Genomic DNA, 26,604 nt, shown 5'->3' with positions numbered 1-26,604 from the left:
TACGGGGAACCTCGACCATGACCTGGACGCGATTCGGCCTGGCCCTGTCCGCGTTGCTGATCGCCCGCGCCGCGGCGGGGGACGATCATGCCGTCGCCTGGATCGACCGGCATCAGGGCGAGTTGCTCAAGCTCTACGAGCACCTGCACGCGCATCCCGAGCTGTCGTTCCACGAGGTCGAGACGGCCGGCCGGATCGCCGACGAGCTGCGTCACGCCGGGGCCGAGGTCACGGAGAACGTCGGCAAGCTGGGCGTGGTCGGGATCCTCAAGAACGGGCCCGGGCCGACGGTCCTGGTCCGGTCCGACCTCGACGCCCTGCCGGTGGCCGAGATGACCGGGCTGCCCTATGCCAGCAAGGCGACCACCACCGACGACGCCGGCAAGACCGTGCCGGTGATGCACGCCTGCGGCCACGACGTCCACATGACCTGCCTGGTCGGGGTGGCCCGCTGGCTCGCGGAGCACAAGAAGGAGTGGTCGGGCACGGTGGTCCTGATCGGTCAACCGGCCGAGGAGAAGATCGGCGGCGCCAAGGAGATGCTCGCCGACGGCCTCTACACCCGGTTCCCGAAGCCCGACTTCGCCCTGGCCCTCCACGTGGCGCACGACCTGGAAGCCGGCAAGATCGGCTATATCGCCGGCCCGGCGATGGCCGGATCGACCTCGGTCGAGGTGACGGTCCGGGGCAAGGGGGGCCATGGGGCCATGCCCCACAACACCGTCGACCCCATCGTCCTCGCCTCGTTGCTGGTCCTGGACCTGCAGACGATCGTGAGCCGCGAGGTCAACCCGATCCACTCGGCCGTGGTCACCGTGGGGTCGATCCAGGGCGGGACCAAGCACAACATCATCCCCAACGACGTCCTCCTGCAGATGACCCTGCGGTCGTTCCGGCCCGAGGTCACCACACAACTGGTAGAAGGGATCCGTCGCCGGGCCGACGGCCTGGCGAAAGCCCATCGCGCCCCGGAGCCGTCGGTCGTGATCAACGAATCGACCCCGGCCACGATCAACACGCCCAGCCTGGTCAGTCGGGTGATGCCGGCGATCGCCCGGGGCATCGGCGGCGAGGCGAACTTGGTCGAGGTCGACCCCACGATGGGGGCCGAGGACTTCGGCCTGTTCGGGCAGGGGGGCGTGCCGACCTTCATGTTCCGGCTGGGCACCATCCCGCCCGATCGGCTGGCCGAGGCGAAGGCGAAGGGCGAGACCCTGCCTTCGCTCCATTCGCCGCTGTTCCATCCCGACCCCGCCCCCACCCTCCGGACCGGCATCCGCGCCATGACGGCCGCCGTCGTGGACTTGCTCCCTCCCGCAGTTACCTCCCGAGAGAATCGATGATCGACGCCCGCTACCCGATCACTGACGTCGAGAATCTGCTGAGCCCGTCCCTGGTCATCTTCCGCGCGGAGGTCCGACGCAACCTCGAAGCCATGATCGCCATGGCGGGTGATGTCGGCCGGCTCCGCCCGCACGTCAAGACCCACAAGATGCCCCAGCTCGTCCAGTTGGCCGAGTCGATGGGCATCCGCAAGCACAAGTGCGCCACGATCGCCGAGGCCGAGATGATCGCGGCGGCGGGCGGGACCGACGTCCTGCTCGCCTACCCGACCGTCGGGCCCAACCTGGGCCGGCTGGCCAAGCTCCGCAAGGCGTTCCCCGAGACGACCTTCCGGGCGACCGTGGATCACCCGGTTTCGGCCTGGGACCTGTCCGAGGCGATGGCCGACTTCGACGAGCCGTTTCCGACCCTGGTCGACCTGGACACCGGGATGGGCCGGACCGGGATCGCCGTGGGAGAGGATGCCCTGAGCCTGTACCGGCTGGTCAACGCCCTGCCCAACCTCCGGCCCGACGGCCTCCACGCCTACGACGGCCATGTCCGGGACTTCGACCTGGACGAGCGGAAAAGGGCGGCGGCGCCCGGCCTGGAGGCGGTCCACGGCCTTCGCAGCCAGATCCTGAACCTCGGGCTGCCGGTCCCCCGCTTGGTCCTGGGCGGGACGCCGACCTTCCCGGTCCATGCCGAGGTCCAGACGGAAGGGGCGGAGTGCTCGCCGGGCACCTGCGTCCTGCACGATGGCAGCTACGCCGGGAAGTTCCCCGACCTCCCGTTCACGCCCGCCGCCTTGCTCCTGACGCGGGTCGTGAGCCAGCCCAGGCCCGACCGCCTGACCCTGGACCTCGGCCACAAGGCCGTGGCGGCCGACCCGGCCGGGGACCGGCTGACCTTGCTGGGGCTCGACGGCGCCACGCTCGGCGGCCAGAGCGAGGAACACCTCGTCGTGGAGACGGCCGACGCGGCCTCCTTCCCTCCGGGCACGCCATTCCTGGCCATCCCAACCCACGTCTGCCCGACCTGCGCCCTGCACGCCTGGGCCTACGTCGTCGAGGACGGCAAGCTGGTCGATTGCTGGGATGTGGCCGCCCGCCAGCGCGTCATCAAGGTTTGAGGGGCGGCACCCTCAAAGCCCCGGGTGGCGAATCGACTCGATCGCCCGGGCCAGTTCCTCGGGGCGCTGGCTGCCGATCAGGATCTGCGTCTGATCTTCCAGGATCAGGCGCACCCCCCGATTCCCGCGCGCATTGAGCACGCGTTCGCCATCGCGCCCCTGGCGGATGCCCCAGCCCCCGTAGTCGCGCATCGGACGATACTGGACGACGTGGACGCCCCGGATCGACGCGATCGGGATCGACCGGCGGTAGGTCGGGATCCAGCCGAACCAGACCCGGACCTCGCCCAGGGCCACCACGGTGGTCATCCGCAGGACGCCGACCAGCAGGAGGATCGGCATCCCCAGACCGACGGCGATCCCCAGGGCGGTGCCGGCCGCCGTCTTGGCATCGGCGATGCCGAGCAGGGCCTGGCCGTGGCCCATCAGCATCGACCACTCGATCCCCATCATCAGGGCGAGCAGCGCGTAGAGCCACCAGCCGAAGCGCTGATCTTCGCGGAACATCGCCGCGGGCGGTTGTACGGCCGCGAGGGAGAGGGCCAAGACTCGGCCTACCTTTAAACTTGGGGTTCCGGGGCATTGGACAGCCATCGGCCCAGGGTCCGGGCCGTTGCGCGGAGGCCGGCATCGGCGACCCGATCCACCGGGATGGCCCAGAGCTGGGGATTGAGGACTTCCAGCGACACATATCCGTCGTAACCGATCCGGCCCAGGTGGTCCAGGATGGGTTCGATCTGGAAATCCCCCTCGCCAGGGAAGATCCGATCCGAATCCCCGGCCAGTTCCCGAGGGGTCCCGCTCAGGTCCGAGATCTGGACCCAGGCGAGATTCTCCGGGGTCAGGTAGGCCAGGTCCTCGAACTTGCTGGGGCCGGTGTAGTAGTGGAAGAGGTCGAGGCAGACCCCCAGGCCGGTCGCGCCGCTCTGGGCGATCAGGGCCAGCATCGTATCCAGGCTGGCGCAGAACGTCGCGTTCTTCTGGAACTCGAAGGCGAGGGTCACCCCCGCCGCCTGGGCCAGATGCGCGGCCTCGACCATCGAGGCGACCGACCGGGTGTAGTCTTCCGGGACGAGGTCACGCGCGAAGAAGTCGACCGCCACGACCAGCCTCGGCACCCCGAGGGCGTGGAGCAGGTCGAGCCGGCGGCGGAACAGGTCCCAGTGGATCGCCCGCTCGGGCTCGCGCGAGAGCAGGAGGCCGCCCTGGCCGGCGGCGGCGGCCGGGACCAGGCCCGACCTGTCGAGGAGGCCGCGGGCCTCCTCGACGGTGTGGGACTGGAGGTACGTCTCCAGCTTGGTCAGCCAGATCTCGACGGCGGCCCAGCCGCACTGAGCGTAAGCTTCGAGGTCGGCCTCGAAGGACGTGCTCATGGTGGTCGCCTGGCTGATGCATGGCTTCATCGGGGGAGATCCCTTCAGGACGCTTCGGGTACCGTGCCGCCTTCGAGCAAGTCGCGGACCGCCTCGACGACCCCGGTTGCCGGGACGCGCCACTGCCGGCACGTGTCGCGGTCGCGGAAGGTCACCGTCCCGTCGGTGATCGACTGGCCGTCGACGGTGATGCCCAGCGGGGTCCCCGCCTCGTCCTGCCGCCGATAGCGTCGGCCGATCGCCCCCTTCTCGTCGAGGAAGGCGTTGAAATGGCGCTTCAGGTCGCGGTAGATCTTCTCGGCCATCTCGGGCATGCCGTCGCGCTTCACCAGCGGGAAGACGGCCGCCTTGATCGGGGCGAACCGGGGGTGGAACGACAGCACGGTCCGGGTCTCGCCGGCGACCTGATCTTCCTTGTACGCCTCGCACAGGAACGCGAGCGTGGCGCGGTCGGCACCGGCCGACGGCTCGATGACGTGCGGCAGGTAGCGTTCCTTCATCTCCTCGTCGAAGTAGGTCAGGTCCTTGCCGCTGAACTTCTGGTGCTGGCCGAGGTCATAGGCCCCGCGATGGGCGATCCCTTCCAGCTCGCTCACGCCGAACGGGAATTCGTACTCGATGTCGGCCGTGGCGGTCGAGTAGAAGGCCAGCTCGTCCGGGTCGTGATCGCGGAGGCGGAGCCGGTCGCTCTGCAAACCGTGATCGACGTACCACTGGAACCGGGTCTTCCGCCAGTAGGCGTACCACTCGGCCGCCGTGTCCGGGTGGCAGAAGAACTCGATCTCCATCTGCTCGAACTCGCGCGACCGGAACGTGAAGTTGCGGGGGTTGATCTCGTTGCGGAAGCTCTTGCCCACCTGGCCGATGCCGAACGGGATCCTGACCCGGGCGGTGTCGACCACGTTCTTGAAGTTGGCGAAGATCCCTTGCGCCGTCTCGGGGCGGAGGTAGACCTTGTTCGCCTCCGTGGCGAGTGCCCCGGCGTGGGACTCGAACATCAGGTTGAAGTTGCGGGGTTCGGTCAGCGATCCGACCGTCTTGCAGGTCGGGCATTCGAACAGTTCCTGGGTCGCACGATCCGCGCCGGCGAAGACCCCTTCGGTCTGATGGATGGTCTCGCCGGGCTTGGCCGAACCCTTCAACTTGTCGATCCGCTTGGCGTTCTGCTCGTAGACCTCGGTCACCCCCCCCAATCCGAAGAAGTAGACCGGAGTCCGGGATGGCTGCCCGTCATCCGTGGTCGCATCGATTCGGATGTAGAGGAGCTGGTCGGCACGGAAGCGGCCATTGCACTTCTTGCAATCCGCCATCGGGTCGCTGAAGCCGCCGACGTGGCCGGACGCCTCCCAGACCTTCGGGTTCATGATGATCGAGCAATCCAGCCCGACCATGTCGTCGCGGAGCGTGATGTTGTCGCGCCACCAGGCGTCCTTGATGTTCCGCTTCAACTCGACCCCGAGCGGGCCGTAATCCCAGAAGCCGTTCAGGCCGCCGTAGATTTCGCTCGACGGGAAGATGAACCCCCGGCGCTTGCAGAGGGAGACCAGCTTTTCCATGTCCATCGCGTCATCACCTTTCCCGAGGGGCATGACCTTGGCAGGGCCCACCCCGAACATCAAAACTTCTCGACCGGCCGGACGCCGGGGAAACGAATTCACTCGGCCGTCCCGGCCAGGGCTTCATGGGAGCGGAAACGAAGCCGTCCGGCTTCAGGAGGCGCCGAAGAGCCTGAGACGAGGACCGGCGGAATCGCTGGCGGGGACGATCCGCAGTGGGTCGCGGAGCAGTTCGGCCGCGAACGGGAACTGGTCGACCCGGGCCGCGTCCTCGATGTCGACGTCATTGCCCAGTTCCAGGTTCCTCCGGCCGCCCCGCCCGTCGGAGAGCGAGTCGGCGAGGGGATAGCCCTCCCCCTGCAGGGCGCTGGTCTCGTGCCAGAGGGCCGCGGCGATCTCGGCGGAGTCGTTGGCCAGGATCGTATCGACCGGCGTGTCGCCGAGCTTCAGGACGTTGGACTCGTCGCCGGCCGCATCCCAGGCCCAGGAGTCCAGGTCATCGGCCAAAGCCCCGGCCAGCATCGTGTCTTCCAGGCTGACCTGGCCGTCGGTCCCGGCGCAGATGAGGTGGATCGGCCGGCCGTCCGCCTTGAGGAGATTGGCGGTCGCCTTCCAGTTGACGAAGCCGGCCACCAGGACGCGTTCGGCGGCCAGGCTGGCCAGGATGGCCCGCGTCCCGTTGGTCGTCGTCATCACGATCGTCTTGCCGGAACATAAGGAAGGGGTGAACTGCCCCGGCGAGTTCCCGAGTTGGAACCCCTCGATCGGCTCGCCGTGGCGTTCCCCGGCCAGCAGGGCGCCGCCTTCCGGGAAGGTCGCGGCGAGCTTGCGGGCCTCCTCGACCTCGCCGCACGGGAGGATCGCGTCGCAGCCGGCCGCCAGGGCGTGGAGCATCACGGTGGTGGCGCGGAGCACGTCGATGACCACGGCCACCCCGCCTTCCAGAGATCCGGGCGGGATCAGGGCGGGGAGCAGGTGGACGAAGACCGGGGGTCGTTGCAACATCGGCGTGGGAATCCAAGGCGAGACCGAGTTCGCTCCGTCCCTGACTGCGAAGATTATGGCATGGCGGGCGACCGTTGGGGAGTCCCCAACGCCTTCGGATCACGCGGGAAACTTCGCCTTCCCCATCGCGGGGATTTCCGGTAGGTTACCGCTCGCCCCCAACGCTGACCGACGCCAATTGTCCGGACCCGCGCGCCGTGTGGGATTGGGGGAAACGGATTTCGACTCGATGAGGTGCAAGGATGCGCGAGCCGAAGGGAGTCGTATTCCCGCTCTCGGTGCCACGTCGGCTGATCATCGACTTGCTGCACTTCGCCGGTCGGGTTCCGTCGATCCCGCTCAGTCGGGTCATGGATGTCTCGGCGTTGTTCGCCGCCCGTCGGGCCCACCCGGCCCGGCCGTCGTGGTCGGTCTTGTTCATGAAGGCCTATGCCCGGGTCGCGATGGAGCATCCGCCGCTCCGGCGTGCCCTCCTGGAATTCCCCTATCCCCGGATCTACGAACACCCTCAGACCAACTGCTCGTTGGCCATCGAGCGGACGTTCGAGGGGGAAGATGGGGTCTTCTTCGGCATGTTCCGCGCCCCGGAAGGCCAGACGATCGGCGAACTCCAGCGATCGCTGGTCGAATTCAAAAACCTACCGCTCGAGGAGATCGGCTTCTTCCGCCGCATGGTGCGGATCAGCCGCTACCCGACCCCGGTGCGCCGCTTCCTCTGGTCGGTCAGCCTGAACATCTCGGGCCGGGCCCGCGCCAAGCGGTTCGGCACGTTCGGGGTGACCACCCTGGGCAGCCAGGGCGTCGAGCAGGTCCACCCGCTCTCGCCCCTGACCACGACCTTCACCTTCGGCCCGATCGATGATTGGGGCAAGGTGACGGCGAAGATCATCTACGACCATCGCGTCCTCGATGGAGCCTACGTCGCCCGCCGACTGGTCGACGTCGAAGAGCTGATGAACGGGGCGATCCTCGAGGAGTTGCGCCGGGGAGAGACGGGGGAAACCCTGCCGATCTCGCCCCGCGCCTCGGTCTCGACCCCATCGTCCCCGACCAAGCCGCATCGCGCCTCGCCCGCCAGGAATGCCGGGCGAGGCGCGTGAACGGGGAGCCGGCCGGTCAGCCGGCGACTTCCTGGTCGGTCGTGACCCGCACTTCCAGCCGGCTCATCAGGGCCTTGAGCGCCTCCTCCTTGCGCGAGACGTGGAGGACCGTGTCGAGGATGATCGACCGCCGCTCGCTCGGGAGGTTGAGCACCAGCCGCCCGGCGCCGAACATGATGTGCTCGAAGATGTCCGGGATCTCCTTGTCGAACTTCAGGTTCGTCGTCGGGAACCGCTCCAGGTCGCTGAGCGGCCCGTGGTGGTGGAGGATTTCGTTCGGCATGATCTCCCAGTAGTCCAGCCACCGGGTGGCGAAGATCGCCCCATACATCAGGGCCAGGACCGCCGCGAAGATCAGGTAGAACTGGGCGTTGGCGCGGACGTAGAAGACCTCGATCAGCCGGACCAGCGGGTCGAGGAAGTTGACGAACATCCCCAGCCAGAGCAGGAAGAACGTGATCGTGGTGATCAGGAGCACGACGGCGAAGATCGTGAACCTGGGGAAATCCACCGCCATGATCATGAGATTCAGGAACAGGACGCCCAGGAACAGGAAGCCGAGCATGTTCTCCGGCTGCTTGAATCGTTCCGGGTTCGAACGGAGCTGCATCGGGAGCGCCCCATCGGACGGGATATCGACGCCCGGCGCTGTGTTCGCCCCCGCAGGCTCCCCGGCCTGATGGGCGGCGGCACGCGTCGCATCCCGCTTCAACTGGCCGTCGATCATCCACATCCCGACGCCGCAGATCAGGGCCATGATCAGGCTGGGGAAGATGAAGATGATCTTGGGATAGGTGAAGATCCGAACCCCTCGGGCACGCTGCGGCGAGTTTCCGCCCACGTCGTCCAAGGTTGATTTCAGGTCCGAAGCCATCGCGATGCACTCCTCAGTCCAGGGACGTGACCAGGCCTCGCCACGGGCCGGAAATGATCCTCCGCGGGCGGAGCGGCCCGTCGAGGCTTGGCGGTCGAGAAGGGGCAATCGTACCGGACCGCGCGATGCCGGAATAGCCCCCGCACGCGCCGGATTTCTCCACGAACCTCGCGAGGACCGCAGGCGTCCGATGATCGTGAGGCCCGGGCAATGATGCCCGGAGCCTGCCGAATGGCCGAAAGACTCTCTTGACTCGGGGAGGTCATCGACGTTATACTCCCCTCTCAACGTTCGGGGCAGATAGCTCAGTTGGTAGAGCACAGGACTGAAAATCCTGGTGTCGGGAGTTCGACCCTCCCTCTGCCCATTATCAGTCAATTCCATCTTTCGGTGTGAGATCTGGTTCGGCGGCTTTGCGTCCACCCGACTTCATCTCGTAGGAATTGACTATCGGCCGTAGCACCATCCCGTTATGGTGTACGACGCTGCCGGTCAGGGCGACGAAGCCCTCGCATCCCGATCCCTTCTTGAGACGGGAAGGCATGATTCCTTGAATCTACCGCGACCATCGCGAGTGATCGTCGGCATGGTGCGAACAAGGTCGCATTCTCTCGCCACGTCTCATCCGGCCGGATTCTCGCGGCGGGTGTCGACCGCCTCACGTGCAACTGGGCAGCGTTGACCAACGCGCTCTTCAAGGAGTGGATTGGCCGGGCGAGCCTATCCTTCCCTCGGCCAGGAATCACGAAAGTCGGCGCGTCGGGACCATCGGCCTGGGCCGCAACCTTCTCTTGTGGGCCACGGTCCTACTGCTTGGCCAGTTCGCTTCTCTGCGCCGTCGAGATCCTCCACTCTCCGGCGTGATCTTCAACTCGATTGTCCAGAGCAGCCGTCGGGGAAGGCGGCCTGCTCATCTGAGATCTTCCCGCTTCCGAGATCGTGCCCGCCCGCGTTGGCGTCGATCGAGCCCATAGGCTGGGCCACAAAGCTGATCCTGCCTGGAAACGAGAACATCCCGACAAAATGCCGGGATGTTCTCAAATGCACAAATTTGGTTAATACTGCGAAATACACCCGTCAGGATTCGAACCTGAAACCTTCGGTTCCGTAGACCGATGCTCTATCCAATTGAGCTACGGGTGCGTTGCTGACTGGCTTTGACGGGTCGGATTCTACAGGAAAGGACACGGTGAGAGGAAGCCCAGTTCGGCAAGAATCTTCAGGCCGCTCGAAAATTCGAAAAATCCGGCTTCGGTCTCGGCAGCGTTGCGATTAGGGATCATCGCGTCTCCGATTGTCGAAAAGGGGCCTAGTGTTCAACCAGATGGAGAGATTGTTCAAGTCACGATGCAAGTCGCGACCCTTCCTCGCTTCCAGACTGGTCTACTGCCATGACGAGCAATCGACGTCGCTCCAGGACGACCAACCGAACGATCAATCGATACCGACCCCGTTTTGATGGACTCGAGGTTCGCTTTGTCCTGTCCAATCTGGGGCTCTCGGAGCCGGATGGGTTCATCGAAGATAACTCAACCGTCCTGGTCGGTGCGGGATTCGGGGAGGACCAGCCCGAGTCGATGGCGAGCTTCGGCTTCGACCAGACCGCCGTCGTCGAGACCTTGGACGTCCTGGAGACCAACCCTCCCTCCGGTTCGACGACGTCGCGGAGCATCTCGTCGGTGACGATCACGTTCGACCGGGAGATCGACCCGTTCACGATCCTCTCGGGGGATTTCTCCCTGGATCGGTCGGCGGATCCCGACGGGTCGGCCCGCACGATCAGCGTCGAGACGGCCTTCCTCGATGATTCCGACGCGTCCAACCGCCGGGTCAGCTTCATCCTGAACACGGCCCTTCCCACGGGCCAATATCAGATCAAGCTTTCCGGCCAGAGCGAACTGGCGGGCGTGGATGGGATCAGGGCGACCACGGGCGAAGATCAGATCCTCGGCTCGTTCCGCGTCGAATCCGATCGACTCGACTTCGGGCGGGCCCTCAACCTGGGGACCGTCACCGGCACGAAAGTCGAGCATCGGGGCCGCCTGGACCTGATCACCAGCCCGGGCGCGACCGATCTGTACAAGTTCTCGATCCCCAAGGGGCGGGAATGGAATCTCTCGATCGACGTCGCGGCGCAGCGTGACGGGAATTCGCTCGATGCGGTCGCGATCCTCTACGATGCCCAGGGGAAGGAGGTCGTGAACATCGAGCGTGGGAAGATCGACTCCCCCCTGGACCCTTCATTGACCCTCAGCCTCGCCGGAGGGGAGTATTTCATCGCCGTCGCCGGCCGGCTGATGGGCAAGAGCACGGACGGTTCCTATCGGCTCCAGCTGTCCGCCGCCCCCTCGGCTTCCAGGACCACCGTGGTCGGCATTCGCGGAATGAAGGCCAACCCCAACACGTCGGAGTTGACCGGGCTGGCGATCGACTTCTCCGGCCCGATCGATCTCAACTCCCTGCTCATCGATCCGTCTCGGGTCTTGAGCCTGGTCGATGGGCAGGGCCAATCCTGGCCGATCTCCCTCGCGAGCGTCAGCACCGACCACACCACGTTGACCTTCGTCCTGGGGGCCGCGCTCCCGGTCGGGTCGTATCAGATCAAGTTAGGGTCCGATTCGATGCTGGCGGACCTCTCCGGGCGGACGCCGAGCCGCCCGGGCCTGGCCGCTGGAGTCCTCGGGTCGATCGACGTCGTGTCCCAGGCCGCGCCGTCGGCCAGCGACCTCGGGACCCTTTGGTCCGCCCCCGGCTCGAAGGTGGGCGGGGTGGTGAGCCTGGCCGATGGGATGGCCTCATCGCGCACTTTCACGCTGTTGGCCGATGGTACGGTCTCCCTCGTGGCGATCGGCGAGAGGATGTCCGCCAGGTTTTCGATCCTCGACGCCGACGGCCGCCCGATGCCGAGCATCCTCACGTTCGCCTCCGAGGGCTCAGGCCCCGGCGAGATCCACTGGAACTACATCCTGAAGGCGGGGACCTATACGTTGACCATCGATGCCGATGAGCCTGTCGCCGCGGCCTTCGGCGTTTCGCTGGTCTTCAAGTCGAACCCGGCGTCCAACCTGCTGGACAGCGGCGTGGGTCAGGGGCCGCCGTCCGGGCCGAAGGTGATTTCGCCGGCTTCGGGGTCGGGGGGCGTGGCGACCCCTCGCTCCCCGGCCGGGGAGCGTGGCGGCCCGGGGCTCTCGCCCGATCGCGGCACCAAGGGGAACGCCCCCATCGTCGAACCGCTCGCGGGCGACCTCGCCGACTACGGGCCCCACCCCGGCATCGTGGACGCGACGATGGTCGTGACCTCGCCGGCCGGGTCGGACCAGGCGTCCCCCCTGTCATCTCCGATGGCTCACGTCTCGCCCGGGGAGAACGCAGGGGCCACGATCCTGATCGGCGGCGTCCCGGCCGGCTATCCGGAGACGACCTTCGATATCATCAATGTGGTCGGGCCTGCGCCGGGTGCCGGTTCCGTCTCGCTCGCATCGAACCATCCGACCCTACCGCACGGCCTGCTGCAAGAGGTCGCGGAGAGCCTGATCGCCGACTCGAATGTGGTCGGCGAGTCACCGGGGTTGATCTGGGGGCGGCCCGCCCCGGCCAGGAGGAACGGCCCGACGGTCGCCCCGAAGGAGGATGCTCCGGGGGAAGCATCCGGTGCGATGCCGGATCTCGCGAAGCTGGACATGAACATCGATCTGGGATGGTTCACTCGGGTTGCGGGCTGGGTCGAGGATCACTTGATCGACGAGCTGCCCCCCGCGATCGACCCGGACGTGCCCGAGGGGGCCATCGCGATCGGGACCGGCAGCCCGGAGGCCGAGATGGCCAGTCGCATCGATTCGGCCTCTCTCGCATCGCCGGCCCTGCTGATCGGCACGATCCTGGCTGCGTACCGGACCAGGGTCGAGATCCGCAAGCGGGCGCGGCGGTCGAAGGAAGGAGTCGAGCAGGCCCGGACCGCCTCGCGCAAGGTTCTCCGCCCCAAATGCCGATGGGGTCGTGCCTGATCAAGTCGGTCCCCATCCCGCCGCAAAGGGGCGACGCGGGGATTCGCAGCGCCCCACCTCGCCCGCCGGGCGAGGTGATCGGCGTCAGATCAGCGGGGCCGGTATTTCTTGCCTTCTCCCGTCAGCAACCAGTGCGGCTCTGCGTTGGTCACTTCGAGGAACCGGAGGATGGCCTGCGCCGGGATGGTGCATCCATCCTCATAATTCATCCAGGTCCGGAACGGCACGCCGACCTCGAGCGCGAGCATCGGTCCGCCATGCTCCCCGAACAGTTCCTCGCGAATTTCCCTCACGCGGGACGCGAGGTCAAGCTTGATCGATTGCCAGTCCGACTGCCGCGAGTAGGTGTCCATTCCGACGATCCATGAGTATAGATGTCATCAACACGGGGGTGGATCGGACCTCGGGCCGAGGGGGTGGGACGGTCGCCTTTCGCGAGGGTTGATCGAACCGAAGGGATGGGCCGGTTCGACTGGCTGGCTGAGGTCCAATCCGATCCATCTGTTCCGAAGCAGGCTAGCCATACTAACGCGCGTCGGAGGAGGTGTCCATGATCAAATCATTCATTTCGCCCGGGCTCACCCTTCGCGCCAACCCGGGAGAATCGCCTGAATACGCCAAACACCGGCGATTTCACCTCAGCCAAATATGAAGTTCGGGTTCCGGAGGAACTAAGGCCGCCAATCGCCAATTTAAACATAAACCTTGTCGGCTCGTCGATCGGTCGAGCCCCCGCCCCGAAATCCTAAAAGATCTCAAAAAAGATTGTCGCGATCGCGTGTCGTTTACGGTCCTAGGTTCGGATGAATCGGAGGTGGACGTCCAAGATGGTCCTTGGTCGCCTCGACTCCGTGTCCGAGTTCTGGTTCCGAGGTTGACGTGATCCCGACTCAGGATGCCATCGAGCAGCTAGCCGAACGGATCCAGCAGGCTTATCGGAGGCGTTACCCCCGCTGGAACTCGATCGGGATCACCCCGGGTGCATGGGAAGTGGCGGCCGCGCGGATGATCTCGACGGTGGGGACCGGCGGCTCCATCCCGGTCGATCCGGAACTGTTCATCGCGGCCCAGCCCCAGGTGGCCGATGCCCATGATCCCTGGGCGGAACTGGCACAGGAAGGGTCGGTCCGCCGCTACCTCAAGGCGGTCAAGCGGATCGTCGGCCAGTTGCGTCAGGAACTCCGCCAGGAAGTCCGCATCGCCGAGCAGAAGATGCTCCGGGGGACCACCCTCGACCAGCTCCTCGCCTCCGAACAGGCGAGCATCTCACCCCTGACGCGATACATCCTCGCCCATCGCGCCGGCCGCGTGGACCTCTCCAGCCGCTTCCGGGCCGCCGCAGAGAACCAGCACCGGTCGTGCCCCCTGTACCGGCAGGCCGCCCGCATCCTGCTGCCGGACCCCTCTTATCCGATCCCGGACGCTTCAGATCCGATGCCGACCCCGCCGATCTCGGCATTGGCCTTCAGCCTGAACTGATCCATCAAATACCCATGCGTCGAGGCCCATCCCGGCGTCGATCCGGCGTCGCCTCGACTTCGCACGGCCATCCTCACCCGAAAAGAGAGCGACATGAACCGCCGCAGCCGCTTCGTCCCGAGCTTCGATCACCTCGGCCTCCGCATCACCCCGTCCGACGTCGCACCGGTCCCGTCGGGGGTCGATTACGCCGACGAGGTCTCGCCGGAAGACCTCGGCATCCCCGGCGGGGATATGCTCATCTCGGATTCGATCACCTTCATCCCCCCGAGCCTGGAAGAACAGCAGGCGGACGACGCGGACGACTCGATCATGACGAATGTCGATTGGATCCTGCCCACCGGCTGACCCGGGTTCGCGACCCCGGCGGATGGATCGGACAGATGAGGATGGAATAGGCCATTAGATACGCACGACGGCATGCAAGATTGCATGTCGCATGCTCCAACGTTGTTTTTTTTAATCACGTCCCGGCCAAAATCGACGGATATTCTGACACGCGTGTCCGCAGCCCCGATTCCGGGGAGAGTGCGCTGCATCGTTCCTCCGACGCGGGCTACAATTGGCGCCGCGAGGGGAGAAGCAGGCGGCGGCGCACGGCGCCCAGGATCGGGCAAGTCTCGGCAAGTCGCTCCCTCTCCCCTCCCTTCACATCAAGGGAGGAATTCGGATGGAGAATTCGCCGACACTTCTCATCGACTCGGGAGACCTGATCGCCAGGGCGCGCGATGGCGATCAGGATGCCTGGAGCGAGCTCTTCGAAGAATGCTATCCCAAGATCCTGCGGGTCATCCGACGCCGGATGAGCCGCCAGATGCGGAAGCATCTGGACTCGACGGACATCGCCAATGATGTGATGAACAGCCTGGCCACCCGGTTCGGCGACTTCGACTTCGCCTCGGTCAACGAGCTACGCAAGTTCGTGCTCCACGCGGCGCAGCAGAAGGTCATCGATCACCACCGGCACCAGCACGCCCAGCGGCGGAATATCGATCGCGACCGCTCGTTCGTCACGGACGACGGCCGGACGCAATGGGAACCCGCCGACGACTCGCCCACGCCGAGCCAGATCGCCGTCGCCAGCGAGGAGGAGCAGCAGCTGCTGGAAAAGCAATCCGGCCCCGCTCGCGCCGTGCTGGAGCTGAGGCTCCAGGGCTATTCGAAGCCCGAGGTGGCACGCGAGGTCGGTTGGTCGGTCCGGACGGTGGAACGATTGCTGAAGAAGGTCTCCGACAGCTGGCGCCTTTAAACCCGGGGGAAGGCCATGCAAACCTTCTTCCACGGGAGAGGCGGCCCCTCGCAAGGCGACCGCCTCATCGATCTCTTCGAAGAACGTTGGGCGACCGAGGAACCTTCGGTCGAGGAGTTCTGGGGCAGGCGCGGCGCGGATTGCCCGATCACCGTCCTCTCGGAATTGATCAAGGTCGATATCCGGAATCGATTCGATCGCGGGGAGATCGTCCCCGCCTCATCCTATCTCGAACGTTTCCCCGAACTGATCGACCACAAGGATCGGGTCGTCAGCCTGGTCTATGAGGAATATTGCCTGCGCGAGGAGAATGGCGAGATCCTCGACGCATCCGCATTCTGCGAAAACTATGCCCGTTGGCGCGATTCCCTCTATTCGCAGATCGGTTTCCACCGCCAGTTGAGCCAGACGGCCAACCAGCCCCGGAAGATCACCCAGTTCCCCAAGGCCGGCGAGCGGTTCTCGCGTTATACGCTCCGCCGGGTCCTGGGCACGGGGGGATCGGCACGGGTCTACCTCGCCACCGAGAACGACCTCGATGATCGCCAGGTCGTGCTCAAGATTTCCGAGGCGGACGGGCGGGAGGCCTCGATCCTCTCCCACCTCAGGCATCCCAACATCGTCTCGGTCCTCTCGCGGATCGAGACGAACGAGAGCGGGCTCCGGGGATTCAGCATGTTCTACAGCCCCGGGATCACGCTCGACAAGACGATCGGCGCCATCCGCGAACAGGGGCGTCCGAAGACGGCCCGCGACTTCTGGAAGCTGCTGGACGCTCCGGAGCCGAAGCCGCCCCGTGCCGGCGGGTCGCCCACGGGTTGGGATGACTTCCCCATCGACGGGACATTCCACCAGGCAATCGCCTGGATCGGCCTCTGCCTGGCCAACGCCCTGATCCACGCCCACGAGGAGGAGATCCTCCACCGTGACGTCAAGCCCGCCAACATCCTGCTGACCTATGAGGAAGGGCCGAAACTCTTCGACTTCAACCTGGCCGACGAGCCGTGGGCCCCGGCGGAGGCCGCCGCCGCGCAGAGGGGCGGGACCCTCCCCTACATGTCGCCGGAGCAGCTCCACGCCTTCGTCGACCCGCGGGGGTGGGACGCCGTGGGCCGTCCCGCGGATGTGTATTCCCTGGGGCTGGTGCTCCGGGAGATCCTGACCGGTGTCATGCCCGAGATGCCCAAGCCCGGGCTCCCCCTGACCCGTTCCATCCAGGATCTTTGGGATCGCCGCAGCACCCCGATGGAGCCCGTTCGCAAGATCGATCCGGGCATCCCGCCGGCGTTGGATTCGATCCTGTCGCGCAGCCTGGAGCCGGACGTATCGAGGCGGTACGCCTCGGCCGCCGAGTTCGCCGAGGACCTCCGCCTGTTCCTCGATCGTCGCCCGCTGAAACACGCCCCCAACACCTCCCGGATGGAGTTGTCGGCCAACTTCGCGTGGCGGAATCGCCGCCATGTGCGGGTGGCCGGGTCCATCGTCCTGGCCATCGCCCTGATGATCGCGTGGGCGATGGTCTGCCAGTCCCTGGACGAGCGGAAGTTCCGCGCCGCCATCGTGGCCATGGATGCCAATCGGCTGAAGGAAGCCCGAGAGGTCTTCTCCGCCTACCATCGGGCCCATCCGAGTTCGGCCCGGGCCAAGCTCTATCTCGGGCTCACGCTCGAACGCCAGGGGGGCAACGTCAACGACGACGAAGCCAGGCGTCTCTACTCCGAATTAAGGCGGACGGCCGGCGCCGAGGCCGAGATCCGCGAGCGGCTGAAAGTCGAGCCGAACTCCTCGTTCCTGCTGACCCAACTGGGATTGATCTATCAGGACGAAGGGCGCGAGCCGGAGGCGCACGAGGTCCTGACGGCGGCCTGCAAGACCAAGGAACCGCTCGTCCAGGCCTTCTTCGCGTTATCCGACGTCGAGTTGAAGTTGGGCCACCTCCAGGAGTCGGTGGAAATCCTGGGCCGTGGCATCGGGTTGGTGCGGACCCAGAAGATCGATCCATCGATCCAGATGATCCTCGCGGCCTACCAGTCCTACGCGTTGCGCGTCCTCGACCTGCTGGCCGAAGTCGACCGTTCGGAGATCTCCGAGGAGACGTCGGCCCGACTGGCCCGGCTCTACGATCGGATCGAAGAGATCATCCCCCTCATCGATGTCCCCTGGTCCGCCTCGATGCGCACCCGGATGAAGGCGCCGAAGGATTTCTGGATCTACTATTTCCGGGGCCTGGTGGCCTCGGGCCGCGCCCGCCTGGCGCTGGTCGGGGGGGAACCCGCCGAGATGAACCGCCAGATCAAGATCGCCATGGGAGAGTTCTTCGAAGCGGAGCGGCGTCATCCCGACCCCCGACCCCGCCAGCAGCGTCTGCATCTCCAAATGCTCCAATCGAGTTCGTCGAAGACAATCCTCTGAGGGGAACGCGGGGGGATGCGGGTTTCCGGCAGGTCCACTCGCCCGCCCAGCCTCGGTTTGATACGGTACTGCGGTCGAATGGACCGCGAGTCGAGGGCCGGGAAGGGCGAAACGTCATGGCGATGGGATGGGATCGGGATGGGCTCATCGCCCAGTTGAAGCGGGATGCCCTGCGCACGGGCACGTTCACCCTGGCCAGCGGGCGGACCTCGCATTATTACGTGGACGGCCGGACCGTCACGCTCTCGGCGGAGGGGGCGGCGCTGGTCGGGGCCGGGGTCCTCGATGCCATGTCCGACCTGCCCGGGGTCGCGGCCATCGGCGGGCTGACCATGGGCGCCGACCCGATCGTGGGGGCGACCCTCGCCGTCGCGGGGCTCGGTGGCCGGCCCGACCTGCGCGGCTTCCTGGTCCGCAAGGAGAGCAAGGGGCACGGGACGGGGAAGCTGGTCGAAGGCCCGATCGCGACGGGCCTGGACGTGGTGATCGTCGACGACGTGGCGACCACCGGCGGGTCCTCGCTCCAGGCCGTCGCCGCCGTCGAGGCGATGGGGTGCCGCGTCGTGCGGGTGATCGTCGTCCTCGACCGTTTGGAGGGGGCCGCGGCCGCCTTCGCCGCGAAGGGGCTGGACTTCCGCTCGCTGGTGACGATCCGCGACCTGGGCGTCGAGCCGTTGCCCCCCGCCTGACCGGGCCGGATCGCCATGGAATGCACCCTGCATCGGCAACTCAAGGGGCGTTATGGCCCCGACATCGGCGGCCGGGTCGAGGTGGCCGTGTCCGGCTATCGCATCGATGCCGTCACGCCCGACGGATTGCTGATCGAGGTGCAGACCGGGGCGCTCGGCCCGCTCCGCCCCAAGCTGGAGCGATTGCTCCCCACCAGCCGGGTCCGGGTGATCAAGCCGGTGGTGGTCCGGCGTCGGCTCATCTGGCGCGATCGGTCCGGGGCGACGGGCCCTCCCGGGCGTCGATCCCCCTGGCGGGGGACCCTCCTCGACGCCTTCGATGACCTGATCGGGTTGGTGCGGATCTTCCCGCACGCCAACCTCGAAGTTGATCTGCTCGCCGTGGACATCGACGAGATCCGGGTCGCCCGCCGCAAACGCCCGGGCTTCGCCGTGGTCGATCGGAGCCTCAGGGAAGTCCGGGCCACGGCCCGACTTCGCGAGGCCCGGGACCTCTGGGACCTCCTGCCGGACGGCGTGGCCGCCTCGCCCTTCACCACGCGCGACCTCTCCGATCGACTCGATCGGCCGATCGCCTTCGCCCAGCGCGTGGCGTATTGCCTGCTCCACGCCGGGGCGGCGCGAGTGAGCCACAAGATCGGCTCGCACCGGGTCTACGAGGCTGCCGCGGGTTGAGCCGGCCGATGCTCAGCGGATCGGGTGGGCCGACGGGCCGCCGCCGGGCCGATGGGCGGGGTCGAGCCCGATGATCCGCCCGCGAGGGCGGGTCCGGTCGACCAGGATCGGGCCGGTTTCCGTGGTGTCCGCGAAGCCCCGGTTGCCCAGGGTGTCGATGACATCGACCCGGACATGGAACCGGTTCGGGAAGTTGGGCGGCACCGTCCAGATGAACTGGCCGGTGTTCTCCATCGCGGGGGCGATCGGCTGCCAGGCGTCGTTGGGTACGTCGGCCCGGCGGACCGAGATCGCGACCGGACGCCCGCCGAGGTGGGGGTCGCTGGCATGCCAGACGATGGCGATCTTGCCCGCATTCGCCTCGGATCCCACCTTGATCGGGTCGAGCTTGACCACCGGGGGGGTGCTGTCCACCTCGACCATCGACTGGGGGAGTTCGCCCGGGGAGGGGGGCAGGTCTCCCAGGAACGACGCCGACCGGGCCACCAGCTTCAGGCCGAACGACCCTTCTCCGCCGAGGTCGACCGGGAATGGAGAGACCCGGTCAGGATCCTCCCCCTTGCGGAACCAGGTCTGGCCCCCGTCCTGCGTGATCCACAGCTCCACGACGGCCGGACGGCCGCTCGGCCCGGCATCATCGACCGCGTACTGGAGCGAGAATTTCGGGCTCGCCACCAGCAGGGGGGGCCCGGGCCCGCCCGAGGGCGGCGCGGGCTCGGCCGACTCCGATGCGGTGAAGGGGTCGAAGCCGTCGCCAACCCCGGCCGGGGCCGGTCCGGGGCGGGCCCGGGCGCCCGATCCGCCCGCGTTGACGGCGGGCATCTCGGGCAGCTCGTCCCGCTCGACTTCCCGGGCGGTGAACGTGCCGATGGGCGGCGGGGCCATGTCATCCGGCGATTCGGCCGGATTCGAGGCCGGGCGGGTCGCCGCCCCCTCGGGCAGGTCGATCGTGATGGTCTTGGAGTTGCCGGCCAGGTCGGACGCCGAGGCCCGGACCTTGAGCGGCTCGGCGGTCCCCGGGTCCCACTCCGCCGAGCCGATCCGCGCGGGCTTCAACGGCACCTTCGACCAGTTCCTCGCCCCTTCGGTCTGATACTCGATCAGGATCGTTTTCGGGTCGAGATTCTCCTCGACGATCTCCCACTGGACCACCGCGAAGCTCCCCCGCCGCTTGCCGGGCCGGAGGCTGACCGCGGGCGGGACGGTGTCGATCACCACCCGGAGGCTCGGCTCGATGGTGGCGTCATCGCCGGGGATCAGCCGCCCCTTGGTGTCCCGCGTCCGCACGGCGAACAGGTATTCGCCGTCGCGGGGCGCCTGGAACGAGAACGCCGGCTGATCGGGCCGCGTCTTGGCCTTCGGCTCCCACCGCTCGCCCCCGTTGCTGGAGACGTAGAGGAGGACCTCCTGGTAACGGGCCCGGTCGGCGGGCTCGATGTTGAAGGGGATGCGGAAGGCCCGGTACTTGTGATAGGTCGTCGGCGGATTCGCCGGGGCCGGCGTGGCGGCTTCGGTCTGGACGATCGGCGCGGACAGGGAGCCAAGGCCCAAGGCGATGCCCAGGCTGAAGCGTCCCAGTCTTTGGCCGATCACCGCCCGCCACTTCACGCCCCACCCCTTCCAGAACCCTCGCCGATCGCACGCCACGCCCGAGCGTCACGAGGCGCATCGAGGACCTCGTGTGAGGTGTATCGACGCTCGCGATCGAGCCTCTTGAACCGAACCGTGCGATCGTGCGGATTGGAAGGGTCATTGCGGTTGTTGCGAAGCGAGGAGTCGTCGCGATTCCGGCCCCGCCCGCTGATCGGAGGCCGGCCGATCAGCCCTTGGCCTGGCCTTCGCGGAACCGTTTGACCAGCCCGGAGAAGCGGGCGGCCATCTCGGTGATCCGCCCGAAGTCACCCGCCGCGACGGCCTTGGGCTCGACCAGCGAACTCCCCGCCCCGAGGCAGCAGGCTCCGGCCTTGAGGAAGGCCTCGGCGGTGTCGAGGTCCACGCCGCCGGTTGGCATCATCCGGACCTGGGGCAGCGGCCCCCGGAGCGCCTTGAGATAGGCGGGTCCTCCGAGGTCGGACGGGAAGATCTTCACCACGTCGGCCCCGGCCTCCCAGGCCGCCACGACCTCGGTGGGCGTGAAGGCGCCGGGCATGACCGCCTTGTCGTAGCGACGGCAGAGGGTGATCACGTCGCGGTTGGTGCTCGGCCCGACGATGAACTCGGCCCCGGCCAGCATCGCCGCGCGGGCCGTCTCGGGGTCGAGCACGGTCCCGGCCCCCAGGACGACCGAGTCGCCCAGTTCGCGATGGACCTGTCGGATCACGTCGAGGGCGTCGGGGACCGTGAAGGTGATCTCGGCCGCCGTCACCCCGCCGTCGGCCAGGGCCCGGACGACCCGGACCAGTTGGTCGGGCGACTCGGCCCGGACGACGGCGATGATCCCGCAGTCGAGGATCCGTCTCAGCGTAGCGTCTCGTCCCATCGATCTCTCTCTCGTGCGGAAGGGGTGCGCGCGACGACGGCCCCGGGCTCGGTCGGATCCCCGGATGCCCGGCCGAGGCCCGGACCCTGCCGCCCATCGTCCCGGGCCGATCCCGACGCGATCGGTTCGGGGGTTTCTCCGAGGAGGCCCGCAGGCTCCCCCGGATCGTCGCGTCGATGTTGTCGGGCGGCAGGCCATTCAGGCGGTGCAAGGAGCATGGATCTTGGAGTTCATCGCCGATCCGGTCAAGGGAGAGGATCGGGAAGAAGGTGACGAACGGTCTCCCTCGATCATCCCGCCCCCAGGACCCGGCAACTCCTCGCCTTCACGATCATCCAGACCTCTTCGTCCACCCTCAATCCCAACGTCGCCACGGTCCCGCGGACCACGCCGACGACCCACACCAATCCTCCGACGATCACCAGGACCTCCGCGTCCGGGCCCTGGTCGATGACCTTCAGCACCCTTCCGGGGAGGATGTTCCGCGCACTCAACCCCTCGGGGCGTTCGCGTGCCAGGAGGATCTCATCGGCGCCGATCCCGATGGTCAGGGACGTTCCCACGGGTGCCTTGAGCGATGAGATCGTCAGGGGGGTCCCGTCCTTCAATCGGATCAGCGTGGCGGCCTCGTCGGGCCGGTGAGACTCCACGGTCGTCAGGAAAACGTTGCGAACTCCTTCCCAGGGGACGGGTGTTGCGTCGGGGGCCGTCGTCGAGAGGATCTCCACGGGCGGGCCATCGGCGACGATCCGCCCCCGGTCCATCCTCAGGAGTCGGTCGCCGAACGCCAGGGCCTCGTCGACGCCGTGGGTGACGGTCAGGATGGGCAGGGACTCCCTCTCCTGGATCGCCCGGAGTCGGCCCACCAGGGCGAATCGCGCCGAGAGGTCCAGGGCGGAAACGGGTTCGTCGCAGAGCAGCAACCGAGGTCGGGGGGCCAACGCCCGCGCCAGCCCCACCCGCTGCCGCTCCCCTCCGGAAAGGGATCGGGGATGCCGCCCGAGCAAGCCATCGATCCCGCAGAGTTCGGCGACTTCCGCCACCCGGCGTGCGGCGACGGCCCTGGGCAGATGCGTCAGCCCGAAGCCGACATTCCTCGCCACGTCGAGGTGAGGGAAGAGCAGGTCATCCTGGAAAACCATGCCGATCCGCCGTCGCCTCAGCGGCAGTCGGATCCCCCGGTCCGTGTCGAGCAACACCCGATCATCGAGCCTCACGAGCCCCCGGTCGGGCCGATCCAGGCCGGCGATCAGCCGCAGCAGCGACGTCTTCCCCGCGCCCGAGGCGCCGAACAGGATGGTCGGCCCTCCGGTCAGGGCGAAATCGACGTCGATCCGCAATCCGGGGTGGATCTGCCGGGACAGCCGGACCTCACCGACGACGCTCACCGCCCCGAGCCCCGGACCGGGACGGCTTTCTGGGCCACCATCAGGGCCAGGATCGACACCCCGGCCACCAGCGCCGTCATCCGGCCGGCGCGGGCCGGGTTCCCGGAGTAGACGGCGTCATAGATCGCCATCGAGGCCGTGGTCGTCCGCCCCGGCAGGTCTCCCGCCACCATCAGGCTCGCCCCGAAATCCCCCAGGGCCCGGGCGAACGCCAGCGCCGCCCCCGCGACCAGCCCCCGCCACGCCAGGGGGATGGTCACCGCCAGGAAGACCGACGTCTCGCCCCGGCCGAGCAGCCGGGCGGCGTCCTCCAACGCCGGGTCCACCCCTTCCAGGGCACCCCGCGCCGGGATCAGGAACATCGGGAACGCCGCGATCGCCGAGGCCAGGACGGCCCCCGACCAGTGGAACACGATCGAGATTCCCCAGGTCGATTCCAGCCACATCCCGAACCCGGTCCGCCGCCCGAACACCTGGAGCAGCAGATACCCGAGCACCGTGGGGGGCAGCACCAGCGGCAGCACCACCACCCCGGCCACCAGGGATTTGCCGGGGAATCGCGACCGCGCCAGCCCATAGGCGATCGGCAGCCCCAGGCCGACGATTAGGAGGGTCGCCAGCCCCGCGACCCGGAGCGAGAGCCAGAACGGACCCAACTCGGCGGGACTCATCGCCGTTCCCCGCTCCTCGTCGGCCCGGCCTCGGCGCTCCCGCCGGAGGGGCCGCCCGCATCATTCATCGTGGCCGGGGGGAAGCATGGGCGATGAGGGACTCGAACCCCCGACATCCTGCGTGTAAAGCAGGCGCTCTAACCAACTGAGCTAATCGCCCGAACGGCCTCGGGGATGGATTGTAAGCCGGGAGGCCCGGCCGGTGCAATCAATCCGGGGCGGATACCGAAACTCCGAAGACCCGGCGGGTGAACCGGGCGAGCCCCGCATCGACGATCCGGGGGGCGAGGCGATTGACCAGGAGGAGCATCCGGCCCTCGGCCGTCAGGGTCAGTTCCTTACGCCTGCGGAGGACGGCCCGGAGGGTCGAGCGTGCGACCTGGTCGGCGGTCATCACCCGCTTGTGGGTGACCGAGACCTTCGCGGTGTCCACCACCAGATTCTGCTCGAACTCGGTCGCGGTGAATCCCGGATTCAGGAGCATCACGTCGATCCCGAATTTGACCCACTCGGCCCGGATCGCCTCGGTGAAGCCGGCGACGGCGAACTTGCTCGCGGTGTACTCGGACCGGCCGGGCAGGCCCCGCCGCGCCACGATCGAGCCGATGTTCACCAGGGAGGGCGACTCGCCGCGCCTCAGCAGAGGCAGCATGGCCCGGGTCATCTCGACCAGTGCGAAGACGTTGATTTCGAAGACCGTGCGGAAGACCGACGGGTCGTGGGTGTCGAAATGGCCGGTCGCCCCCACCCCGGCCCCATTGATGGCCAGGTCGAGCGCCCCGAAGCATTCCCCCGCCTTCGCGATCACCCGGTCGCGTCCCGACGCTTCGGTCAGGTCGGCGGCGACCGTCGGGACGGAGTCGGCCGGGATGCCCGAGGCGACCAGGGACGCGACGATCGCCTCCAGGCGCTCGGTCGATCGGCCGGTCAGCAGGACGCGGGCGCCGGAGTGCGCCAGGTGTTCGGCCAGGGCGCGGCCCAGGCCGGATGAGGCCCCCGTGACCAGGCAGCGGGCCCCCCGAAACGTCCGACGGCGCGAGACTCCCATCCCGTTCCTCACCTCAAATCTCAGCGGTTGACGGACCCGGCGTCCAGGGCGCCCTCGACGCGAGTCACCGCCATCGAATCCGGGTCCGGACGCCGCCATCCGGCGAGCCTGTTCCCCGCGCGTCCCGTCTGGGCGGACGTGCCGGGCTGGCTGATGACCACGCGGGACGATCCGGGCGGGGAGGAGGCCACGCGGCGGGCCGGCGGCTGGGCGACGACCGTGCTCGGCGTCGAAGACCCCGCGATGACCTGCCCCGAGGGCACGTCGCACACCGAGCCCACCTGGGTGGTGACCGTCTCGCCGGAGACGCAGTTCGGATTGGTGTAATAATAATTATGGGTGCAGCCCGAGATCCCGGCCCAGCCCGCCAGGATGATCCAGAGCGCTTTGCGATGGGGGTGGGCGCGATACACGTCGATCCTCCTCAGGCCGCGGTCGTCCTGCGCCCGGGGCCGTCCTTGACGGCCGGTCGGGCGGGGCGGCTCACGCAGCTTCGTGGCAAGGGGCGGGTGTGCGGCCGAGGTGTCGATCGTGGGTCCGGCGGAACTTACACCAAGTCGTCCGGGTCGCCAACCGCAGTTTCCGGGAGATCCAGGTCGCGGGCGATCCCCCGTCGGGCGATCCTCTGGCACTCCAGGACCCGCGTCCGGATCAAGGCATTGAGGTCATCCCCGCTCATCGAGACGACTTGTTCGGCCGGGATCAGGTCCCCGAAATGGACCCGGAGGGGATGCGGGACCGGGAAGAACCGGGTCTTGGGCCAGGCCTCGAAGGTCCCGGCGACGGCCGCCGGCACGATGGCGACCTTGGCACGGGTCGCGAGCAGGGCGATCCCCGCCTTCATCTCGCCCAGATCGCCGTCCTCGGTCCGGGTCCCTTCCGGGAACAGGGTGACGATCCCGCCGCTCTTGAGCCGCTTCAATGTCTCCTTCAGGCCCTGGGCCCCGATCCCGTCGCGCTGGATCGGGAACGCTCCCAGGGATCGGATGAAAAGGCCCAGCGGGGGGAAGAACAGGGTCGATCGGGCCACATAGTTCAAGGGACGCCGGAGCAGGATCCCCAGGACCAGCACGTCGAGATGGCTCAGATGGTTGGAGACCAGCATCACCGCCCCGGATTCCGGCAGGTTTTCCCGGCCCGTGGCGCGGAGGCTATAGGTCGCCGCGAGGAGGGTGCTGAAGAACCACTGGACCATGCGATACCAGAGCACGGACGCGCGGGAGCGGTCGGCGGCGGGGGCGGGGGCGGCCCGGCGGCCGGCCGGGCGGGGCGGCGACGGGGCCGATTCGGTCGGGACTGCGGCATTCATGAGGATGACGATCCTGGCGAGTGGTCGGGCGTGCGAGGGATCTCCCGTTCCAGGAGGTCGACCACCTGATCGAGTTCGAGCCCGGTGCTATCGACGATCAACGCATCGTCGGCCGGGACCATCGGGGCGATGGCGCGGGCCCGGTCCTGGGCATCGCGCTCGCGGACGTCGCGGAGGACGTCCTCGACGGCGATCGTCTCCCCCTTGGCGACGAGTTCCGCGTGCCGCCGGCGGGCCCGCTCCTCGTCGGTGGCCGTCAGGAAGAATTTTCGCAAGGCGTTGGGGAAGACGATCGTCCCCTGGTCGCGGCCCTCGGTGACGATCGGGCCCTGGGTCCGGGCGAACTCGCGCTGCCAGGAGACCAATTGCTTGCGGACGCTCGGGCTATCGGCCGCGTATTTCGTCGAGCGGGTGATCTCGATCCGCCGGATCTCCAGGGTCACGTCCTCTCCCTGGAGGAAGACCCGCCCGGGCAGGAACCGGGCATCCAGGCCGCTGGCCAACCGCCCCATCGCGGCGTCGTCCTGGAGCGGGACGGAGGACTGGAGGGCGGCCAGCGCGACCGTGCGGTACATGGCCCCGGTGTCCAGCAGGCACCAGCCGAGCCGCTCGGCCAAACGGCGGGCGACCGTGCTCTTGCCCGCCCCGGCCGGGCCATCGATCGTCACTACCCGCATGCTCGTCCCGTCCCACAAACCCCACGAAGCCGCCGCGACGCCCCCCGAGTTTAGCGAGAGGAATCGCCCCGGTCCAACGCGCGGCCCGCAACAAAACGAACCCGGTGCCCGGACGGCAGATCAGACGCGGCCACCGGGCGGCGGGGCAGGGGGGCGGGCAA

The 26,604-nt window shown here is 67.6% G+C and carries 24 protein-coding genes and 3 tRNA genes; 11 read left to right on the top strand and 16 right to left on the bottom strand.

All coding sequences use genetic code 11. From position 1 onward, the window contains the following. Positions 1 to 17 precede the first annotated feature (17 nt). Positions 18 to 1,343, top strand: a complete 1,326-nt coding sequence (locus TA3x_RS22065; protein ID WP_435016832.1) for an amidohydrolase — start codon at positions 18 to 20, stop codon at positions 1,341 to 1,343. After that, on the top strand, positions 1,340 to 2,455 hold the full coding sequence (locus TA3x_RS22060) for a D-TA family PLP-dependent enzyme (protein ID WP_435016831.1): 1,116 nt from the start codon (positions 1,340 to 1,342) through the stop codon (positions 2,453 to 2,455). The genes TA3x_RS22065 and TA3x_RS22060 overlap by 4 nt, the downstream gene beginning before the upstream one ends. Positions 2,456 to 2,467: 12 nt before the next feature. Here the strand turns inward: TA3x_RS22060 and TA3x_RS22055 are convergent, their stop codons facing one another. From TA3x_RS22055 to TA3x_RS22040, 4 genes are all read right to left on the bottom strand, one after another. Continuing rightward, on the bottom strand, positions 2,468 to 3,001 hold the full coding sequence (locus TA3x_RS22055) for a hypothetical protein (RefSeq protein WP_435016830.1): 534 nt from the start codon (positions 2,999 to 3,001) through the stop codon (positions 2,468 to 2,470). Positions 3,002 to 3,015: 14 nt separating this feature from the next. Further along, positions 3,016 to 3,858 (bottom strand): sugar phosphate isomerase/epimerase family protein, encoded by an 843-nt coding sequence (locus tag TA3x_RS22050; RefSeq protein ID WP_435016829.1) that lies wholly within the window; start codon positions 3,856 to 3,858, stop codon positions 3,016 to 3,018. Positions 3,859 to 3,872: 14 nt separating this feature from the next. After that, positions 3,873 to 5,390 (bottom strand): glycine--tRNA ligase, encoded by a 1,518-nt coding sequence (locus TA3x_RS22045; protein WP_435016828.1) that lies wholly within the window; start codon positions 5,388 to 5,390, stop codon positions 3,873 to 3,875. A 147-nt stretch (positions 5,391 to 5,537) separates the two neighbouring features. Beyond that, positions 5,538 to 6,389: a 2-phosphosulfolactate phosphatase gene (locus tag TA3x_RS22040; RefSeq protein ID WP_435016827.1), complete on the bottom strand. Its 852-nt coding sequence runs from the start codon at positions 6,387 to 6,389 to the stop codon at positions 5,538 to 5,540. A 242-nt stretch (positions 6,390 to 6,631) separates the two neighbouring features. On the opposite strand from TA3x_RS22040, the gene TA3x_RS22035 reads away from it, so the two are divergent. Next, complete coding sequence (locus TA3x_RS22035) at positions 6,632 to 7,489, top strand: hypothetical protein (RefSeq protein WP_435016826.1); 858 nt, start codon at positions 6,632 to 6,634, stop codon at positions 7,487 to 7,489. 16 nt (positions 7,490 to 7,505) lie between these two features. Here TA3x_RS22035 and TA3x_RS22030 read toward each other — a convergent pair whose 3' ends face one another. Next, positions 7,506 to 8,363 carry a hypothetical protein gene (locus tag TA3x_RS22030; protein ID WP_435016825.1) on the bottom strand — a complete coding sequence of 286 codons (858 nt, stop codon included), beginning with the start codon at positions 8,361 to 8,363 and terminating at the stop codon, positions 7,506 to 7,508. A gap of 294 nt (positions 8,364 to 8,657) precedes the next feature. Here TA3x_RS22030 and TA3x_RS22025 point away from each other — a divergent pair. Next, a tRNA-Phe gene (locus TA3x_RS22025) sits at positions 8,658 to 8,730 on the top strand. A 702-nt stretch (positions 8,731 to 9,432) separates the two neighbouring features. Here the strand turns inward: TA3x_RS22025 and TA3x_RS22020 are convergent. Next, a tRNA-Arg gene (locus TA3x_RS22020) sits at positions 9,433 to 9,506 on the bottom strand. A 434-nt stretch (positions 9,507 to 9,940) separates the two neighbouring features. Here TA3x_RS22020 and TA3x_RS22015 point away from each other — a divergent pair. Further along, positions 9,941 to 12,367 carry a hypothetical protein gene (locus TA3x_RS22015; protein WP_435016824.1) on the top strand — a complete coding sequence of 809 codons (2,427 nt, stop codon included), beginning with the start codon at positions 9,941 to 9,943 and terminating at the stop codon, positions 12,365 to 12,367. An 89-nt stretch (positions 12,368 to 12,456) separates the two neighbouring features. Here TA3x_RS22015 and TA3x_RS22010 read toward each other — a convergent pair whose 3' ends face one another. Further along, positions 12,457 to 12,720, bottom strand: coding sequence for a hypothetical protein (locus TA3x_RS22010; RefSeq protein ID WP_435016823.1), 264 nt, complete (start codon positions 12,718 to 12,720; stop codon positions 12,457 to 12,459). 526 nt (positions 12,721 to 13,246) lie between these two features. On the opposite strand from TA3x_RS22010, the gene TA3x_RS22005 reads away from it, so the two are divergent. The 6 genes from TA3x_RS22005 to TA3x_RS21980 all read left to right on the top strand — a co-directional run bounded on the left by TA3x_RS22005 (position 13,247) and on the right by TA3x_RS21980 (position 18,871). Further along, complete coding sequence (locus tag TA3x_RS22005) at positions 13,247 to 13,846, top strand: hypothetical protein (RefSeq protein ID WP_435016822.1); 600 nt, start codon at positions 13,247 to 13,249, stop codon at positions 13,844 to 13,846. 93 nt (positions 13,847 to 13,939) lie between these two features. Then, positions 13,940 to 14,194 carry a hypothetical protein gene (locus TA3x_RS22000; RefSeq protein WP_435016821.1) on the top strand — a complete coding sequence of 85 codons (255 nt, stop codon included), beginning with the start codon at positions 13,940 to 13,942 and terminating at the stop codon, positions 14,192 to 14,194. Positions 14,195 to 14,516: 322 nt separating this feature from the next. Continuing rightward, positions 14,517 to 15,095, top strand: a complete 579-nt coding sequence (locus TA3x_RS21995; protein ID WP_435016820.1) for an RNA polymerase sigma factor — start codon at positions 14,517 to 14,519, stop codon at positions 15,093 to 15,095. 15 nt (positions 15,096 to 15,110) lie between these two features. Continuing rightward, a complete protein-coding gene (locus TA3x_RS21990; RefSeq protein WP_435016819.1) occupies positions 15,111 to 17,507 on the top strand; it encodes a protein kinase domain-containing protein in 2,397 nt (798 codons plus the stop codon). 116 nt (positions 17,508 to 17,623) lie between these two features. Then, entirely contained in the window at positions 17,624 to 18,196 is a 573-nt protein-coding gene (gene pyrE, locus TA3x_RS21985) for an orotate phosphoribosyltransferase (protein WP_435016818.1), read from the top strand. A 15-nt stretch (positions 18,197 to 18,211) separates the two neighbouring features. Continuing rightward, positions 18,212 to 18,871, top strand: a complete 660-nt coding sequence (locus tag TA3x_RS21980) for a hypothetical protein (protein ID WP_435016817.1) — start codon at positions 18,212 to 18,214, stop codon at positions 18,869 to 18,871. Positions 18,872 to 18,883: 12 nt separating this feature from the next. Here the strand turns inward: TA3x_RS21980 and TA3x_RS21975 are convergent, their stop codons facing one another. The 9 genes from TA3x_RS21975 to cmk form a co-directional block, all read right to left on the bottom strand. After that, positions 18,884 to 20,479, bottom strand: a complete 1,596-nt coding sequence (locus tag TA3x_RS21975; RefSeq protein ID WP_435016816.1) for a hypothetical protein — start codon at positions 20,477 to 20,479, stop codon at positions 18,884 to 18,886. A 211-nt stretch (positions 20,480 to 20,690) separates the two neighbouring features. Beyond that, complete coding sequence (locus tag TA3x_RS21970; RefSeq protein WP_435016815.1) at positions 20,691 to 21,350, bottom strand: bifunctional 4-hydroxy-2-oxoglutarate aldolase/2-dehydro-3-deoxy-phosphogluconate aldolase; 660 nt, start codon at positions 21,348 to 21,350, stop codon at positions 20,691 to 20,693. 290 nt (positions 21,351 to 21,640) lie between these two features. Next, a complete protein-coding gene (locus TA3x_RS21965) occupies positions 21,641 to 22,738 on the bottom strand; it encodes an ATP-binding cassette domain-containing protein (RefSeq protein ID WP_435016814.1) in 1,098 nt (365 codons plus the stop codon). Next, a complete protein-coding gene (modB, locus tag TA3x_RS21960; protein ID WP_435016813.1) occupies positions 22,735 to 23,409 on the bottom strand; it encodes a molybdate ABC transporter permease subunit in 675 nt (224 codons plus the stop codon). Before modB ends, TA3x_RS21965 begins: the two co-directional genes overlap by 4 nt. An 86-nt stretch (positions 23,410 to 23,495) precedes the next feature. Beyond that, a tRNA-Val gene (locus TA3x_RS21955) sits at positions 23,496 to 23,569 on the bottom strand. Between the two features lie 48 nt (positions 23,570 to 23,617). After that, complete coding sequence (locus TA3x_RS21950) at positions 23,618 to 24,457, bottom strand: SDR family NAD(P)-dependent oxidoreductase (RefSeq protein WP_435016812.1); 840 nt, start codon at positions 24,455 to 24,457, stop codon at positions 23,618 to 23,620. Between the two features lie 20 nt (positions 24,458 to 24,477). Next, positions 24,478 to 24,870, bottom strand: coding sequence for a hypothetical protein (locus TA3x_RS21945; protein ID WP_435016811.1), 393 nt, complete (start codon positions 24,868 to 24,870; stop codon positions 24,478 to 24,480). 134 nt (positions 24,871 to 25,004) lie between these two features. Continuing rightward, on the bottom strand, positions 25,005 to 25,766 hold the full coding sequence (locus TA3x_RS21940; protein WP_435016810.1) for a lysophospholipid acyltransferase family protein: 762 nt from the start codon (positions 25,764 to 25,766) through the stop codon (positions 25,005 to 25,007). Further along, entirely contained in the window at positions 25,763 to 26,443 is a 681-nt protein-coding gene (gene cmk, locus TA3x_RS21935; protein WP_435016809.1) for a (d)CMP kinase, read from the bottom strand. The genes TA3x_RS21940 and cmk overlap by 4 nt, the downstream gene beginning before the upstream one ends. Positions 26,444 to 26,604 lie beyond the last annotated feature (161 nt).

This window comes from Tundrisphaera macrotermitis, from assembly GCF_051175315.1.
GTDB lineage: Bacteria > Planctomycetota > Planctomycetia > Isosphaerales > Isosphaeraceae > Tundrisphaera.
This window is presented reverse-complemented; position numbering and strand designations above follow the sequence as displayed.

What these genes read in the sequence shown, in the direction of transcription:
- TA3x_RS22065 (WP_435016832.1), top strand. Translation starts at nt 18, where the DNA reads ATGACCTGGACGCGATTCGGCCTGGCCCTGTCCGCGTTGCTGATCGCC.
- TA3x_RS22060 (WP_435016831.1), top strand. Translation starts at nt 1,340, where the DNA reads ATGATCGACGCCCGCTACCCGATCACTGACGTCGAGAATCTGCTGAGC.
- TA3x_RS22050 (WP_435016829.1), bottom strand. Translation starts at nt 3,858, where the DNA reads ATGAAGCCATGCATCAGCCAGGCGACCACCATGAGCACGTCCTTCGAG.
- TA3x_RS22045 (WP_435016828.1), bottom strand. Translation starts at nt 5,390, where the DNA reads ATGGACATGGAAAAGCTGGTCTCCCTCTGCAAGCGCCGGGGGTTCATC.
- TA3x_RS22040 (WP_435016827.1), bottom strand. Translation starts at nt 6,389, where the DNA reads ATGTTGCAACGACCCCCGGTCTTCGTCCACCTGCTCCCCGCCCTGATC.
- TA3x_RS22035 (WP_435016826.1), top strand. Translation starts at nt 6,632, where the DNA reads ATGCGCGAGCCGAAGGGAGTCGTATTCCCGCTCTCGGTGCCACGTCGG.
- TA3x_RS22030 (WP_435016825.1), bottom strand. Translation starts at nt 8,363, where the DNA reads ATGGCTTCGGACCTGAAATCAACCTTGGACGACGTGGGCGGAAACTCG.
- TA3x_RS22015 (WP_435016824.1), top strand. Translation starts at nt 9,941, where the DNA reads ATGGCGAGCTTCGGCTTCGACCAGACCGCCGTCGTCGAGACCTTGGAC.
- TA3x_RS22010 (WP_435016823.1), bottom strand. Translation starts at nt 12,720, where the DNA reads ATGGACACCTACTCGCGGCAGTCGGACTGGCAATCGATCAAGCTTGAC.
- TA3x_RS22000 (WP_435016821.1), top strand. Translation starts at nt 13,940, where the DNA reads ATGAACCGCCGCAGCCGCTTCGTCCCGAGCTTCGATCACCTCGGCCTC.
- TA3x_RS21995 (WP_435016820.1), top strand. Translation starts at nt 14,517, where the DNA reads ATGGAGAATTCGCCGACACTTCTCATCGACTCGGGAGACCTGATCGCC.
- TA3x_RS21990 (WP_435016819.1), top strand. Translation starts at nt 15,111, where the DNA reads ATGCAAACCTTCTTCCACGGGAGAGGCGGCCCCTCGCAAGGCGACCGC.
- pyrE (WP_435016818.1), top strand. Translation starts at nt 17,624, where the DNA reads ATGGCGATGGGATGGGATCGGGATGGGCTCATCGCCCAGTTGAAGCGG.
- TA3x_RS21980 (WP_435016817.1), top strand. Translation starts at nt 18,212, where the DNA reads ATGGAATGCACCCTGCATCGGCAACTCAAGGGGCGTTATGGCCCCGAC.
- TA3x_RS21970 (WP_435016815.1), bottom strand. Translation starts at nt 21,350, where the DNA reads ATGGGACGAGACGCTACGCTGAGACGGATCCTCGACTGCGGGATCATC.
- modB (WP_435016813.1), bottom strand. Translation starts at nt 23,409, where the DNA reads ATGAGTCCCGCCGAGTTGGGTCCGTTCTGGCTCTCGCTCCGGGTCGCG.
- TA3x_RS21950 (WP_435016812.1), bottom strand. Translation starts at nt 24,457, where the DNA reads ATGGGAGTCTCGCGCCGTCGGACGTTTCGGGGGGCCCGCTGCCTGGTC.
- TA3x_RS21940 (WP_435016810.1), bottom strand. Translation starts at nt 25,766, where the DNA reads ATGAATGCCGCAGTCCCGACCGAATCGGCCCCGTCGCCGCCCCGCCCG.
- cmk (WP_435016809.1), bottom strand. Translation starts at nt 26,443, where the DNA reads ATGCGGGTAGTGACGATCGATGGCCCGGCCGGGGCGGGCAAGAGCACG.